This is a genomic window from Microcystis sp. T1-4 (assembly GCF_000297435.1).
Lineage (GTDB): Bacteria > Cyanobacteriota > Cyanobacteriia > Cyanobacteriales > Microcystaceae > Microcystis.
The window spans coordinates 1-13,930 of record NZ_CAIP01000416.1 but is presented as its reverse complement, the minus strand read 5'-3'; the positions used below and the strand labels follow the sequence as shown (position 1 = coordinate 13,930).

At 44.7% G+C, this 13,930-nt stretch carries 13 protein-coding genes and 7 pseudogenes; 3 read left to right on the top strand and 17 right to left on the bottom strand.

Annotated elements, in window-relative coordinates; genetic code table 11:
- Positions 1–329 precede the first annotated feature (329 nt).
- The 11 genes and pseudogenes from MICAI_RS25265 to MICAI_RS20360 all read right to left on the bottom strand — a co-directional run.
- Positions 330–634 (bottom strand): annotated as a pseudogene (locus MICAI_RS25265) (transposase); the annotation flags it as partial.
- Positions 625–1,041 (bottom strand): YggT family protein, encoded by a 417-nt coding sequence (locus MICAI_RS20395; RefSeq protein ID WP_039900607.1) that lies wholly within the window; start codon positions 1,039–1,041, stop codon positions 625–627. The gene MICAI_RS20395 and the pseudogene MICAI_RS25265, both read right to left, overlap by 10 nt.
- A gap of 333 nt (positions 1,042–1,374) precedes the next feature.
- Positions 1,375–2,238 carry a cyanophycinase gene (locus MICAI_RS20390; RefSeq protein WP_008206587.1) on the bottom strand — a complete coding sequence of 288 codons (864 nt, stop codon included), beginning with the start codon at positions 2,236–2,238 and terminating at the stop codon, positions 1,375–1,377.
- A gap of 233 nt (positions 2,239–2,471) precedes the next feature.
- A pseudogene (locus MICAI_RS27430) lies at positions 2,472–2,931 on the bottom strand (RNA-guided endonuclease InsQ/TnpB family protein); the annotation flags it as partial.
- A gap of 196 nt (positions 2,932–3,127) precedes the next feature.
- Positions 3,128–3,316: pseudogene (locus MICAI_RS24605) on the bottom strand (transposase); the annotation flags it as partial.
- Between the two features lie 8 nt (positions 3,317–3,324).
- Positions 3,325–3,474 (bottom strand): lmo0937 family membrane protein, encoded by a 150-nt coding sequence (locus tag MICAI_RS26095; RefSeq protein ID WP_149978494.1) that lies wholly within the window; start codon positions 3,472–3,474, stop codon positions 3,325–3,327.
- A 50-nt stretch (positions 3,475–3,524) separates the two neighbouring features.
- Entirely contained in the window at positions 3,525–4,001 is a 477-nt protein-coding gene (locus MICAI_RS20380) for a CsbD family protein (RefSeq protein ID WP_002803199.1), read from the bottom strand.
- Positions 4,002–4,293: 292 nt separating this feature from the next.
- On the bottom strand, positions 4,294–4,476 hold the full coding sequence (locus tag MICAI_RS20375; RefSeq protein ID WP_002763229.1) for a CsbD family protein: 183 nt from the start codon (positions 4,474–4,476) through the stop codon (positions 4,294–4,296).
- Positions 4,477–4,721: 245 nt separating this feature from the next.
- Positions 4,722–5,051, bottom strand: a complete 330-nt coding sequence (locus MICAI_RS20370; RefSeq protein ID WP_008206581.1) for a helix-turn-helix domain-containing protein — start codon at positions 5,049–5,051, stop codon at positions 4,722–4,724.
- A pseudogene (locus MICAI_RS20365) lies at positions 5,048–5,428 on the bottom strand (type II toxin-antitoxin system RelE/ParE family toxin). The gene MICAI_RS20370 and the pseudogene MICAI_RS20365 overlap by 4 nt, the downstream one beginning before the upstream one ends.
- 164 nt (positions 5,429–5,592) lie before the next feature.
- Positions 5,593–6,294, bottom strand: a complete 702-nt coding sequence (locus MICAI_RS20360; protein WP_008206576.1) for a hypothetical protein — start codon at positions 6,292–6,294, stop codon at positions 5,593–5,595.
- Positions 6,295–6,688: 394 nt separating this feature from the next.
- On the opposite strand from MICAI_RS20360, the pseudogene MICAI_RS27425 reads away from it, so the two are divergent.
- The 3 genes and pseudogenes from MICAI_RS27425 to MICAI_RS20350 form a co-directional block, all read left to right on the top strand.
- Positions 6,689–6,914, top strand: a pseudogene (locus tag MICAI_RS27425) (transposase); the annotation flags it as partial.
- 55 nt (positions 6,915–6,969) lie between these two features.
- Positions 6,970–7,173 carry a type II toxin-antitoxin system Phd/YefM family antitoxin gene (locus tag MICAI_RS20355; protein ID WP_004159269.1) on the top strand — a complete coding sequence of 68 codons (204 nt, stop codon included), beginning with the start codon at positions 6,970–6,972 and terminating at the stop codon, positions 7,171–7,173.
- Positions 7,166–7,420 (top strand): type II toxin-antitoxin system RelE family toxin, encoded by a 255-nt coding sequence (locus MICAI_RS20350; RefSeq protein ID WP_012265947.1) that lies wholly within the window; start codon positions 7,166–7,168, stop codon positions 7,418–7,420. The genes MICAI_RS20355 and MICAI_RS20350 overlap by 8 nt, the downstream gene beginning before the upstream one ends.
- Before the next feature lie 69 nt (positions 7,421–7,489).
- Here the strand turns inward: MICAI_RS20350 and MICAI_RS27420 are convergent, their stop codons facing one another.
- The 6 genes and pseudogenes from MICAI_RS27420 to MICAI_RS20325 all read right to left on the bottom strand — a co-directional run.
- A complete protein-coding gene (locus MICAI_RS27420; protein ID WP_008206571.1) occupies positions 7,490–8,311 on the bottom strand; it encodes a LamG domain-containing protein in 822 nt (273 codons plus the stop codon).
- Between the two features lie 170 nt (positions 8,312–8,481).
- Complete coding sequence (locus tag MICAI_RS20340) at positions 8,482–9,258, bottom strand: sterol desaturase family protein (protein WP_039900605.1); 777 nt, start codon at positions 9,256–9,258, stop codon at positions 8,482–8,484.
- 1 nt (position 9,259) lies between these two features.
- Positions 9,260–11,569 (bottom strand): NACHT domain-containing protein, encoded by a 2,310-nt coding sequence (locus MICAI_RS20335; protein WP_008206568.1) that lies wholly within the window; start codon positions 11,567–11,569, stop codon positions 9,260–9,262.
- 23 nt (positions 11,570–11,592) lie between these two features.
- The gene (locus tag MICAI_RS20330; RefSeq protein WP_008206566.1) at positions 11,593–13,167 is read right to left on the bottom strand and encodes a B12-binding domain-containing radical SAM protein; all 1,575 of its coding nucleotides are present in this window, start codon (positions 13,165–13,167) and stop codon (positions 11,593–11,595) included.
- Between the two features lie 58 nt (positions 13,168–13,225).
- Positions 13,226–13,438: pseudogene (locus MICAI_RS28015) on the bottom strand (hypothetical protein); the annotation flags it as partial.
- A 237-nt stretch (positions 13,439–13,675) separates the two neighbouring features.
- Positions 13,676–13,930 (bottom strand): annotated as a pseudogene (locus MICAI_RS20325) (hypothetical protein); the annotation flags it as partial.

The window sequence follows — 13,930 nt, the reverse complement described above, 5'->3', positions numbered from 1 at the left end:
TACCTACTTAGATTCGGCCCTTGTGAACTGAAAACTCACATCTGATTACTGATGACTGATAACTGATATACTTTAGACCCGACATTCCGCACATCTTCATATACCTTTATATATTTTTACATTCCCCAAGATGTTTTGACGAAAAAGCTTCATTGTAGAAACTACTATTGAGAACATTTTCAATAATTGATTTTTTCTGAGAAAACAAATTACAATTCTTCACCTTGATGAAAATCGATCATTGTAGCTACAATCTTTACTGGCAAAGGGTTGTAAGCAATGTATTAGTAAAAATTATCAATTGAATGTTAAGAAGTGCGGAAGGTGGGTTAGACGTTCATAATCTGAGATTTATTAAACTTCTGAAATCCTAGAGTGAACAAGGAATCCAGTTCTTTTTTATGTTTCAGATAGGCATCATTCAGACATTCATAAATAGCTGAAGAAAAGTCGGAAAAGTTTTCATAATATTTACCATACAAACATTTCTTTTTGACAAATTTCCACAGGCTTTCAATTAAATTTAGATTAGGCAATAAGACGGCAGATAGAGTAATTCTATTGACAAAGAAAGAGCCAATTATTCAACAATTTTACATTTTTGATAGCGGGCATTATCTAATACTAGAGTGATTTGAGGAAAAAATGCAAGTTATAGCCGTGCAAAGTATAGCTCAAGAGAGCATAGGCTACGATCGCAATCACAATATTAACATCAAATATGTTTGCTCCACCAGATGAAGCAGGACTAATGAATAAGGTGGAAAATGGCGCAATGAAAGGTGCAGATAGATGATTAATCAACTGAGCAAATTGATTTTGTGGGTTCGCACCAAACAAACGCAGCAAGAACCTCATTACCAGTAGTATTTGCACTATTCCTGCCAGCCCGAAAATGCTATTAATTATCCAATTTAAGGTATTACTTCGTCTGGCAGATCGCAGGCGTTTCTCTTCTTGATCAAGTCGAAAAGCCTCTTCATCATGTAGCAGTTCTCGTCGCCGCTCAAGATTGGTTTCATCATCCCGATCGTGATTCATTCTTAGACCTCAGAGTCAATATTTTTCTGATTTAAATAGGGTTTGCGGCAAAAAGTTTTTCCTGGGGGCAGGGTGTGCCCCCCCAACCCCCCCGACATCGGGGGGGTTGGGTGTGGGGTGTAGGGTTTTACCGATTTTGAGGGGGTCAATTACCTAATTTTCAGGGAAAAAGTCCAGGAAATTTTCCCCCGATCACTCCCAGAACCATTACTTTTTGATGGCCAAAAGGTCTAAAAGTTTTACCCAACAAGGTTTTTAGATTTATTCAGCAAACCCTAAATAAATTCTCCAATCAGTGGCGGGTACAAGCCACCACTGATTGTTCCCTCCGACCTACTCCCTTTCAACTTCTGCCTCCTTTTTAGGATTGCTATCCTTTAACTCTATTGATCGAGAGAAAACGGGCTTGCGAGTTTTCAAGTTAAAGCGGAATCCTTGAGGTAAGATGTGCAACCTGACTCCACACACTGCCATCGCTTCATCTTTGAGCAGTTCGTCTAAATTATCATAAGTTGCTTCTGATTCATCGACAACTGTTACAGCCCCACGCCCCACCACTTTAAATTCGTCACCGTCCACAATTACTGCTGTATCTTCGTCAATGCCAAAGCCTAAGTTAGCTGGCTGCTGTAAGAGAGCGGAAATCAGGCGACCTAGCCGTCCGCGCTGGGCAAAATGCTGATCGATCACCACTGAGTGCAGAAATCCCATTCCCGGACCCATCTCTATCGCGTCCATGCGTGGGTTGGTTTCCGAGTCTCCTTCAATAATCATCAGATCGGGCATGATGGCAGCACCGGCACTTGTCCCACCTACCACCATTCCCTCCCGATTGCGTTGGTGAAGTAAGGTATCTAGCTGAGTTCCCTTGATGTGTTCAATGATTAGGGCTTGATCTCCCCCGGTAAAAAACGCTCCTGTGGCTTCCTCAATGATTTTCAGGTTTTCTGGATCGTCGGCATCTTCCCTGTGAATGGTATCGAGGACACATACATCCTCGACACCGAGTCGCTCAAACACTCGGGTATAGGCTTCTCCAGCCGAACGAGGCTCACTTGTTGCCGCCGTTAACACGGCAATTTTAGCTTTAGTCCCGCCAGCACAGCGAACAAACTCTCGCAAGATTTGACAATCTCCTTCTTTGTCTTCTGCTCCACCAATGATGATTAATTGCCCGCGCTCTTTTGTGGATTCCATACAAAAACTCCTTGAATAACTAAACAGCACAACAACATAAAATTAAATTATGATCGTTCACACCTCCCCTACCCAATACCGTTCGGTTGAGCAAACCAGCCCCCACCTCCCTCAGTCCCCACTCCTCTCTTATCTCCCCTTTCAGGGGAGACGATAGAATTACCCCTTAAGGGGGATTTAGGGGGTGGGATTGACATCCTCACCGCCCTAAAAGGGACGGTGATTCCTAGACCTCACGATCTAGGTTTCTGCTTCTTAGCAGTTGCCTTCACAGACTCACTCTGTTCGGGTCTGACACTCGCGACCCAGACTGATACCGCAAGCCCTGCGGCCAAAATGTTTTTACTGGCGTTAACATCCCTGTCATGGCAAGTTCCACATTCAGGACACTCCCATTCTCGGACACTTAACGGCATTTTCTCAACGATATGCCCACAATTATTGCACCGTTTTGAACTAGGAAACCATCTATAGCGTTTCTCGCATCTGTGCGGCACAGTTAAACCTTTGCTGATTAAGCTGTTCAGGCTCGGGAATGTACCTCTTGTGAATCAGAAATGCTATATCTATTTCCCGATAGTTTCTCCCATACCAACGGCATTTATAGGCTAATTGTCCAGTGATTTCTCCCCAACTAACATCTGATATAGCTTGAGCTAGTTTCGGGTTTTTTACAGGGTGAGAGCATCTCAAACGCTATTGACAATTGGCCAATTTTGTCATCTGCGTGGGCATTTCAAGTGATACCAGTCAATCAGAATAGTTACGAAATCGACCAAATGGGTCGATTTTTGCTTAACAATTGAGATGGCAAATTCTCCTCAAATATGCCTGAATCGTGGGCAAGCAACTCACATAAAGTTCATTTTGTCAAGGATTGTTAAGATGCGCTTACCTTGGGGTTTTTTACCAGGTCTTTTACCGCTAAATTCTCAACTACAATCGTTTGGTTTTCACGAACTAATTGAGTGGTTAGCTTATGTAAATGGTCTTTTCTGCCATCGGTGATTCGAGCCTGAATCTTAGCTACTTTGATTCTTGCTTTTTCCCGATTTTTTGACCCTTTCTGTGTTCGAGAATCAACAATTACCGTCGCCTCATGAACAAGTTGTAGACAACGCCAATCAGCACCAAAACCAAAAGCAGGTGGATTAAGCCGCCGCCAATGTTAATGGAGAATCCTAACACCCAGAGGATGAAAAGTATAACAACGGCAGTCCAAACGAGATCGAACATATTTCCCTCCTTGATTTAGAGAAAAGTAATGAAAATTCAGTCATCGATCCTTAATTGAGTATATCTTGAACCGTATCTTTTACGTCTTCTACTGCATTGCGAACTTGGCTTTCGACTTGTTTAGCTTTTCCAGCAACTTGATCTTGGCGGTTGCCAGTAGCTTTACCTATCGCTTCTTGAGCTTTGCCTTCAATGTTTTTTGTGACTGCTTTTGCCCTCCCTTTTAACTTCATCTGGTCTTTTATATCTTCTGCTGCGTTACGAGCCTGACTTTCGACTTGCTTGGCTTTTCCCATCATCTGATCTTTGGGATCGCCTGTCATGTTGCCAATCGCTTCTTGAGCTTTGCCTTCAATATTTTTCGTAACTGCCTTGGCTCGATTCATGCTTGCGATTTGAGTCTGCGATTGGGTGGGTAAAGTTGCAGCCCAACTATTTGTAGTTCCAAAATCAAAAGCTATAGTAATTGCCAGCATTATAGTTAAAATAATGGTGACAAAAAAGCGACGAATCTGTTGAAGTGACATCATTTTAACTCCCAAAAAGAATTTGATGAATCGATGATACATGGATGATGAACAACTACTGTCTAGACCCTTTCGAGAAAGATTTTTCTAGTCTTTGACGGTGTAAGTTTACCGAGGGAGAGATCTTCGACTTCTTTGAGAAGCTAGATATCTGGTAATATTGGGTTTATTTACGCCATCTTGTCCTAGTGTTTCACCTGTCTCGAAAGAAACCATTTTTTGAGGAAGAGTTCCGATGAAAGCCTGGTTTCAATCATTTGTCTGAATGGCGGTTGCTGTGACAAACGACCTACTAATCAATAATTTTTTTGACTTCATCTTTCACATCTTCGATAGTGTGACGAACTTTTGCCTCTGCCTGTTTTTCCTTGCCCTCTGCTTGAGCTTTGGGATCGCCAGTCAGATCTCCTACTGCTTCTTGAACTTTACCTTCGATATTTTTGGCGGTTGCCTCGGCTCTATCTTTTAAGCTCATGATGCTCTCCTTATTGAATTTGTTGGATTTGAGAACTGCTTACCTAAGTTGAGCTAACAATTCTGCTTCTGGTATTACTGTAACGGGTGGTTGTTTGATTTACTGTATGAATTGATTGAGTCTGTATGAATTGCTTGAATACGACACAAAATGTAACGGGCGATGCACTAGAACTACCTTTTTTTATTAATAAATAGCGCCGCCCTTAACAGACGGTAAGGCCACTCTTTTTGTCTCTGCTGCTCTTATTGCACTGCTAGAACAGAAATATGTCCGACCTCTTTTGTATCGCTACGAGGCCGGATGACGATCTCGACGTCTTGATTCAATGCCGTGAGAAATTCCATCAATCGTTCAACTGAAAATTGATCGAGCCGATAGTTTTTTAGTGCTGAAACCTTGGGCTGCGGGATATTAAGCAGTATGGCAATCTCCCTCTGTTTCAGCTTGCGACTTTTCAGAAGTTCGTTAACGGCCAGGGCTAGGCGTGTTTTCGTTTGCCGTTCGGTTGCGTCTGGATAACCAAGGTCAGCGAAAACGTTTGTGGTGCCACGAGTAATTTCCAAATAGCTCATTTTGTCCCTCTACTTTCATAATCCGCTTGTGCCCGTTTCATCCGTTCAACAATAAGCTTTACATCCTCTTGAGGTGTCTTGATTCCAGACTTCGACTTTTTCTGGAATGCGTGCAGAACGTAAACAACTTCAGCGAAGCGCACAGTATAGACCGCTCGATAAGTGTCGCCTCAATGATCTTCGACGATCTCAAATACTCCTGCCCCTTCACCCTTTCAAGGTTTAGCCTTTGGATGTTTACCCCCCAACTGCGCTAGACCAAGGGCATAGCCCATATCGTCCTGCACCTCGGCAGGGAAAGTCAGGTAGTCCTTTTTCGCAGAGGCCACCCAATACAAGGGTTTTTCCCGCGACATACTTTTAGAAATTCGGATCATTCAACAATATACCAAAACTGGAATAATCAGTCAAGGAATTAACAGAGCGGCGGTATCGCTTGAAGTTGCATCGCATGGTCAATATCAACATTCGATTCAGGCTGAGGCAATAATAAACCCCTTCATTTTCTTATTGAAGGGGCGTTTGTGGGGTTTTCTGATTGTTAGGAATCTTTTTCTAGTTCTTTTCCAGTGGATTTAGATGGTTTAATTTTGCGCGTGAGAATTGCACCTGCTCCTAAAGTGCCGAAGGCGATAATCCCAAGAATAGAGGAGGGTTCAGGAATTGAACTGGAAACAGGGGCAGTCGGGAGTTGTATATTATCTAAAGCAAAAACGAGGCGAACAGATCCTGAAATTTTTATCGAATCGAATGTGATACCACTAAATCCGAAGAAGTCATTTGACAAAGAGTCGGCATTTGTTGCACCGGATGAATCAACAAGATTAGTGCCTAGAAAAGCTTCAAAATATGTTGTTGTACCACTTTGTGTTCCAACAGCAAATGCTGCTTCAGTTTGTGGCTGCGTAAAAGATATGACAACCGGAGCAACAGTACCATCATGGGGTATAAAGTTAGTGACGACAGCACCAACAAAAACAGGGGGGGTGGGTGGTACGATAGAACCACCATTGTTAGAAAAATAAAACACATTTGGGGAAAAGACAACACCTTGATTTTGGTATTGATTGGTGATAGTGGTGCCGTCAGGATAGTCCTGTGACCCAAATGTAATTGTTGAATGAGAGTCGCTCAATCCGAAAGTATTTTGAAAAAAAGCGGCATGAGCTGGAGCAAAAACACCACTTAAAGCAATTCCACTAACCGCTAAACCTGTCACTAAAATAATTTTGTTGAAGTTCATGAAGTCTCCTTATTGAATTTGTAGAATTTGAGAACTGCTTACCTGAGTCGAGTCAACAATTCTGCTTCTGCTATTACCCTGATAGATGGTTGTTTGATTTGATGTGTGAATTGATTAAAACTGTATGAATTGCTTGAATACGACACAAAATGTCACGGGCGATGTACTAGAACTACCTTTTTTTATTAATAAATAGCGCCGCCCCTTGATTCAATGCCGTGATAAATTCGATTTTTGGACTTAGGAAGACGAAAACAACCAAACGCCGATTCAAAAATGAAGTGCACCACTAGGGTAGTCTTCCAATGAGGAGGCTCATCAAGGTAACCTGACTTGTACCACCAAGAGAGGAAAACCAAGACGAAGCTCCTCACATCAATTAGGAGTTAAATGCTACTTTGCTAATCCTTACCATTCTTGGGAGCGAGGACTCAACGAGCATACTAACGGTCTCATGCGGCAGTTTTTCCCGAAAGGGACAAATTTCTCTCATCGTCAAACAAGCTGAGGTAGACCGAGTGACAGACTTAATCAACCATCGACCCCGAAAAGCCCTTGACTATCGCACTCCATCTGAGGTATTCTTCAGTCAGTCAGGTACTGGTGCACTTCAAACTTGAATTGGCCTTTGCTAAAATCTACAATAGAAATAAATACTAACTAAACAGCTAAATTATGACAACTCAGCCTAAAGACCCTGAAATAGTTTTACGCGATGGGAAACCAGTGTCGGTTATTCTCGATATTGAGGTTTATCAAGAGATGTTAGAGCAAATTGAAGCGATTGAAGATTTAAAGGCTTTAGCCGAAATGCGCCAGAAACCCCTTGAGTTTCGTTCTCTAGATGACTTTCTCAAAGATTATTCAACGGATGTATGAAGTTCTTCTAGAAAAACAGGCGGAACGGGATTTAAGAAAATTACCTGCTGATTTATTTGAGCGTATTATTCCGGTCATTAGAGCCTTAAACACTAATCCTAGACCATCTGGATGTCTTAAGTTGAAAAACTCCCTACAAGATTACCGTGTTCGAGTTGGAGAGTATCGAATTATTTACGAAATTGATGATAAAAACCAAGTTGTGAAAGTGATGCGAGTTCGACACAGAAGGGAAAGTTATCGTTAGAATTTGTTTAGATGATCTCTGTAAAAAAGCAAGGTGAGGCATTTATAGGAAATGCCTCTAGCACTATCTTCAAGATTTGCGCTTTAAAGCTGCACCTATTCCTAATACTCCTAAACTCAGTATTCCTAGAATTGATGAGGGTTCGGGGATGGATGAGGATTCTCCAATTGCTACTCCAGGGTTATGATAGAGAAACTGAATATCCGAAGCCGATAAAGCTCCACTATATACTTGTACGTCGTCAATCAACCCTGTATACAATCCTGTTGGTTGAGAGCCTACAGCAACTCCTCCAACTAGGAAAGGAGCCGAGGTTGCCCCAATTGGATCACTGGCAGTGATCGCATCCAAGATACCATCTACATATAATAAAGAATTTCCACCTTGCTCGTACACCACAGCTATTTGATGCCAGTCGCCATCTGTTACTGTAGTGTTGCCATGCAATACGTGCCTGTTAGGAAAAGGTGCGTAGAATCCTGCTTTCGTCAATTGCCGTTCCCCAAGGTTGATACCATTAACAAATACCATATATCCAGACACAATCCCTGCTGTATGCCTTGCCACGACAAAGTTATCGTTAAGTACCGTTGAGTTAATCCAAGCTGAAATGGAAAAGTTGCTATTGGTGAAACCATAGATGTTTCCCATGTTAACAAGGTCATTAGTGGCTTGACTCAAGCTAATTGCATTTCCAGAAATTCCTCCACCCACAAGTGTGGCGTTCCCCTGTAAAATACCGTTTTGTCCCCCTACACTATCGGCAGCGATAGTGCCCCCTGTTTCGTCAAATGTCCAATGGGAAAGAATTGTTGCTGCCTGAACAGGTGCTATAACGAAGGTACTAACAGCAATAGCACCTGTCACTAAAATAATTTTGTTGAAGTTCATGAAGTCTCCTTATTGAATTTGTTGGATTTGAGAACTGCTTACCTGAGTCGAGTCAACAATTCTGCTTCTGCTATTACCCTGATAGATGGTTGTTTGATTTGATGTATGAATTGATTGAGTCTGTATGAATTGCTTGAATACGAGACAAAATGTAACGGGCGATGCACGAGTTAAACTCCATCGACTTTACCCGTCAGACGCTCATCAAACTTCTGCTCATAATCGGGGTCTTGAGTTCCGAGGAGTTTGTCCCAGAACGTGAAATATAGACCGTAATGTACGGTGTACTTGCGATGATGAATGGAATGATGGGCAGGACCAATAAACCACCGACCCAACCAATGATGGGGAAATGAGGAGGGCAAGCGATCGATCCCAAGATGATTTAACACTGCCCAGATCGTCATCGTGGTGAGTGCCGCAATTAACGTGATGAAATGCAGGGGAAGGACAAAGACAATGCCGACCAGGAAGAGAGACTGAACGATCGCATCTAGTGGGTCAAAGGCAAACGAAGTCCACGGGGTAGGATAGCGCGAGCGATGATGTCCCTGGTGTAACCACCGAAAGAGTGACGGGTGGTGAAACAAGCGATGGGTGAGATAGAAATAGGCATCCTGGAGAACCAACACAGCGCCATAACTAACCCCTAAATAACACAGCCCATACTGTTGAGGGTGGCTGTATAAGCGGGTAATGCCCCAACTGTATCCTGTCATGATGAAAGCCGCCGCCAGCGCAAACACCCCCGCCGAAAGAACCGAGAGCGTGATATCTTGTTGAATCGATCGCCAAGAGGGAGACCAATGCCGCAGGTTGTGATTGACAAAGGACTGACTCAAGGGCGAATAGAAGAACAAATAGGTTCCCCCAGCCACGAGAAAGTATCGCGCCAGGATGATCCCAAAGAAAGCGAACCCGTAAAATCCAAATGAGTGGTCTATCAATTTAATCTCCTTGCCATTCCCGATCTTCCAAGTCCTTTTGAGGTAACAGCAACGTGGCTTCAATTTCTTGCCGGATTGCGGCTGTTATTTCGCAGTTACTATTCAAACAATCGATCAGGAGTTGATTGGCATCATAGTAGCGTTGGAGCATCTGCTGTTGGTCAGTCGTAAACTGCCAGGGATGATGAATATTGCGATAATTGGCGATCGCACCCCGCAACTGTTCCACCCAGGCAGAATAGTTTTTCTGCCACCAGTGCTGAAGCCGTTCCAGGTTTTGACTCGGAGGTGGCAGTTGGTCTCTCAATTGTTGCAAAGACTTATAAAATCCAGCATCCAGAACCATCACCAGAATGTTGTTGAGTGCCTCGCTACAAGCATTGACGTATGCAAAATCCTGACTGTGGTCGATGGCAAACTCTACCAGCAAGTTCTCCAACGCCGCGTCTAACAACATCCCCTGATCGAGCGTGCTGGCTAAGGCAAAGCGATCTGCCGTATGTGGGCTTTGGGCAAGGGCAAGGTAAAATGCGCGTGCGGTCGCCACTTTGGGTTCGTCTGGGAGCTGCTGGGATTTTTGGCTGGCCCAACTCAAAAACTCTTGCAGATAGGAGTCTTGCGCGACTAAGGCATCAATTTGTTGCTTCATCAACTGCACCAGCGCATCTGCACTTCGCAACATGGCAGCCGTTAACAAGAAGACTTCGCGCCAGTGGGAATCGGTGATGTGACTCACCAACCCTCCCAGTGCTTGTTCTAATGCCTGCAAATTATGGCTGGCAACTATTTTTCGAGCCGTGAAGTATTCTTGAAATGCCAGATAAGAAAATGAAAAAATGCCTCGCGCCCGTTCTGTGAGGATTCCATGCTGTGCCTCGATCGCTTTCAGCATGGCTTCGCTTTCGAGTTGGAGTTCCTCTGCTTCTAGGGTTGCACCTGGCAAATTCCGCAAATAGTCGCCAATGTATTGCTCAATCGTGCGTTGCTCAAAAAAATACTGCCCCTGTTCAAAAGTCACTGCTGCAAGCTGGCTCAACAGCCTCAATTTTTGGGGCAATAAAAACCCCCGGTAAACCTGATCGCGTTCGACTCCTCGAGCTTCATCCCATTTACCCAGCAGCAAATCCAGCCCTTGTTTATAAAACTCAGCCCGCTTGCTCGGAAATTTCCCTTGACCCTGAAACACCCAGCAGGCGAGATGCAGAAACAGAGGTGTCACCACCAGTTGCCGAAATTGCCAGTTTTCCGGCAAGTCCAACTTCTGCATAAACTGAGCCGACTGCTCCTGCCCCGCTTGAGCAGTCGTTTTGCCCAGTGCCACAAACCACTTTTGCGCGAAGGTGCTGATTTGTGCCTGGGTAAAGGGGGCAATTTCTACATCAGTGAAACCTCGAATCTGGAGTTTTTGGGCAGCGGTGCGACAGGTTACTACAAATCGATTGCGATGATACTTTTCTGAGAATTGGCGAATTTCTCTCAGAACTGCTGTAATGTCCTGGTTGAGAACTTCATCCATGCCATCGAGCAACAGCAGGACTCTGCCCGCTTGCAGTAAGGTTTCCAGCACAGACGGGTTGGAAATTCCCGAGGTGAGCAATGCCTGACCGATGTAGTTGAACAGGCTAAATTCACCACTGGGCCTGGACTCCTCGGCAAATTCTCTCAATAAGATAAAAATCGGCACTTGATTCGCCGCAAACTCGCCTTGGTTGCACTGAATCGCCAGATGTTGCAAAAAGGTCGTTTTGCCAACCCCCGGTCTCCCCAAAACTCTGAGCTTTGAGTAAGTTTCAACAGCCTGCATTCCGGGTATTTGCTTCTGCTCAACCTCTCCCAAGCCGACGCGATCGAATTCAGCGGGACCCAAGTTTTGCCAATCGGCAATCTCCACCCACTGTTGACTGGCAATTTCCGCCAAAATATTGACATCCACATAGATGTCATCAATGTTGACTGGATGGCTGATGTCTAGTAACTGCAAGATGCCGCACTGGTTTTGGATGGTGTCCAGGCGTTGCGCTCGCACCTCTTGCACCAGAGCATCAATATTAGTTTTCGCCAGTTCTCCTGGTTCAGGAAATTCTGCGGGCGGAGCGAGGGCAATCTCCCGCCAATCCAAATCCAGAATCGAACAAATTTCCAGGAAAACCTGGCGATCAACGGGTTTCCCTGTGAAAAACCGCCAAATCGGCTGGCGGGTCTTTAAGTTCACTTCCCCTGCTAGATTTTCCTGAGTCCACCCCTTGAGCGCAAAGGCTCGTTTAGCCTGTTTAATTCCCGAAGGGGAAGCCTGGAGCGATCTCTTGACCATACAATCCAATCCTCCCTATCGAGTCAGAATGAGTTCTGGTTGGGACGACCAGAAACTTCTAAGGGATCGTAGCCTAGTTGTTGAGTAATCCGTTCTCTGGCTAAGGCCCGGTACTCCCAAAAATGTTCTCCCGCCGCGCACAGACCTAAATACAGATTGAGAACTTGGGGCTTTTTCCGCAAAATCGTCCATAATTGCCGCCAAAACTGTCCCCGAATGTCCGCTCGGCGGATACCCTGATGCCAGATTAACTGGGTAATCAGCCGTAACCCCTTCCCCACGGGAAATTGCATGGTTTGCTTGTGTTTTGACTGCAAACCCAGACCGAGACATTGTTGGAAACAGCGTCGGAGATAGTGGCTGGGTTCGTACAGCGTCCAGAAGCCTTCGACATACTCTCTGGCAATTTCGGCAATCGGGCGGGTGGGGATAAAATTCATCAAGCTATTCTGATCTCCCGTCGGATGGATGCTGTCACCCTCAACTAAACGCTGTTCCCGTTTGAGACGATTCCAGAGCGCCGTGTTGGGCGGAGCCTGGAGGATGCCTAACATGGGCTGAGGAATACTGGTTTCTTCCACAAAGGCTTGAATCCTTTCCCCCGCACCAGAGCGCTCTCCATCAAACCCCAAGATAAATCCAGCATAGATTAGCAAACCGGCTGCATTAATCTTACGACAGGCTTCCACCAGTGGATTGCGAGTATTTTGCAGTTTGCGCGTCACTTGCAGACTATCTTGGTCAGGAGTTTCAATCCCCAGAAAGACAGAATAAAACCCCGCCTCAGCCATCAGGCTTAACAATTCATCATCCTCTGCCAAATTGACCGAGGCTTCAGTAATAAAGGTGAAGGGATAGTCGTGCTGCTTCATCCAGGGAATCAAGTCTCTGAGAAAGCGTTTGACGTTGCGCTGATTGCCAATAAAGTTGTCATCGACGATGAACAACGAACCGCGCCAGCCTAGGTCGTAGAGAGTCTGCAATTCTGCTAAAATCTGACTCGGCTCTTTAGTACGAGATTTGCGCCCGTAGAGGGAAATAATGTCGCAAAATTCGCAGTTAAAAGGACAGCCGCGAGAGAATTGCACTGCCATCATTAAGTAATCGTCTCGCTGAAGCAGGTCGAAGCGGGGGATGGGGCTGAGGGTCACGTCTGGTTTGTCCCCAGAGCGGAAAATTCCCTGGCTTTGACCTTGAGCGATCGCCTCCAAAAACAGGGGAACGGTTAACTCTCCCTCATCCAAAATGAGATAGTCCGCTCCAGAATCCAGGGCATCCTGGGGGACAGAGGTGGGGTAGGGACCGCCAACGGCGACTTTTTTGCCTAACTGCACGGCTTTTTGAATCAGAGCTTGAAAATCTGGCTTCTGGACCAACATGGCAGAGAGGATAACCAACTCACACCACTCCCAATCGGCTTCTGTTTCAGGATTGACGTTGCGATCATAAAATCGAATCTCCCAGTTTTGGGGGAGGAGGGCGGCGACAGTAATGATGCCGAGGGGTGGAATGGTGGCTTTCAGTCCCGCGATTTCCATAAAGCGATCGTAAGACCAGAAAGACTGGGGAAACTCAGGGTAGAGTAACAGGGCTTTCATCGAAAAACTGGGTCTGAAACCCGCCCTTTAGCGATAACGGAGGGCGGCTTTACATAAGTTAGTGAGAAACAATTAAACCGTTAGAACGACGAATTAACTGAATCTTACTAACAGTTATCTGTCCCAATCGTTGACCATTGGCATCGCTTACAGATAGCTGTTTTTCGGTATCTCCACTAACATAATCAATTCCTTTGGGAGAAGAAATTAAATCTCCTTGACGGAACCCATGTCTTGTGGTAGAGCCACCATATTTACGTCGTTTACCACCTTACAACTATGTCTGCTTCTTCATTGGAGGGGAATATACCGATGATCGAGTGAATATTTGTCATGAATTTCCTGTTTTTAGTACATAATTAGATTATATCCAACATTCCGCAGGTCAGATTCCACTTCATAAATATCCCTCTTTGGGAGTATCTCATTTATGCAAGTGAGTAATTATACTTGTCCCTAAAACTGGTTTCTAGCAAGGCTTTCAAAATAGCTTGACATAAAACCTGATTTAGGGGTTACAAAGGTGAGATGCTCCCTCCCTCTTAGCAATGCCATCGTTAGCATGACTTTCGGGCGATTGTTCTGCTTTATTTTTAGACTTTTCTAGTCGCAAATGTTTTCTAAGATTAGAGGTTTGCCAACCAAAGCGAGTATGGACTGTTGCCAATTGAGACAGTTGCTCAATAGTCCATTTTTGTCCAACCATAACCGGCGAGAAACCTTTTCCAGACTTAGCCCCTTTTCTACCAGAAGTTAAATCAAC

Coding starts and splice junctions, on each gene's coding strand:
- MICAI_RS20395 (WP_039900607.1), bottom strand. CDS start 1,041: ATGAATCACGATCGGGATGATGAAACCAATCTTGAGCGGCGACGAGAA.
- MICAI_RS20390 (WP_008206587.1), bottom strand. CDS start 2,238: ATGGAATCCACAAAAGAGCGCGGGCAATTAATCATCATTGGTGGAGCA.
- MICAI_RS26095 (WP_149978494.1), bottom strand. CDS start 3,474: ATGTTCGATCTCGTTTGGACTGCCGTTGTTATACTTTTCATCCTCTGG.
- MICAI_RS20380 (WP_002803199.1), bottom strand. CDS start 4,001: ATGTCACTTCAACAGATTCGTCGCTTTTTTGTCACCATTATTTTAACT.
- MICAI_RS20375 (WP_002763229.1), bottom strand. CDS start 4,476: ATGAGCTTAAAAGATAGAGCCGAGGCAACCGCCAAAAATATCGAAGGT.
- MICAI_RS20370 (WP_008206581.1), bottom strand. CDS start 5,051: ATGAGCTATTTGGAAATTACTCGTGGCACCACAAACGTTTTCGCTGAC.
- MICAI_RS20360 (WP_008206576.1), bottom strand. CDS start 6,294: ATGAACTTCAACAAAATTATTTTAGTGACAGGTTTAGCGGTTAGTGGA.
- MICAI_RS20355 (WP_004159269.1), top strand. CDS start 6,970: ATGACAACTCAGCCTAAAGACCCTGAAATAGTTTTACGCGATGGGAAA.
- MICAI_RS20350 (WP_012265947.1), top strand. CDS start 7,166: ATGTATGAAGTTCTTCTAGAAAAACAGGCGGAACGGGATTTAAGAAAA.
- MICAI_RS27420 (WP_008206571.1), bottom strand. CDS start 8,311: ATGAACTTCAACAAAATTATTTTAGTGACAGGTGCTATTGCTGTTAGT.
- MICAI_RS20335 (WP_008206568.1), bottom strand. CDS start 11,569: ATGGTCAAGAGATCGCTCCAGGCTTCCCCTTCGGGAATTAAACAGGCT.
- MICAI_RS20330 (WP_008206566.1), bottom strand. CDS start 13,167: ATGAAAGCCCTGTTACTCTACCCTGAGTTTCCCCAGTCTTTCTGGTCT.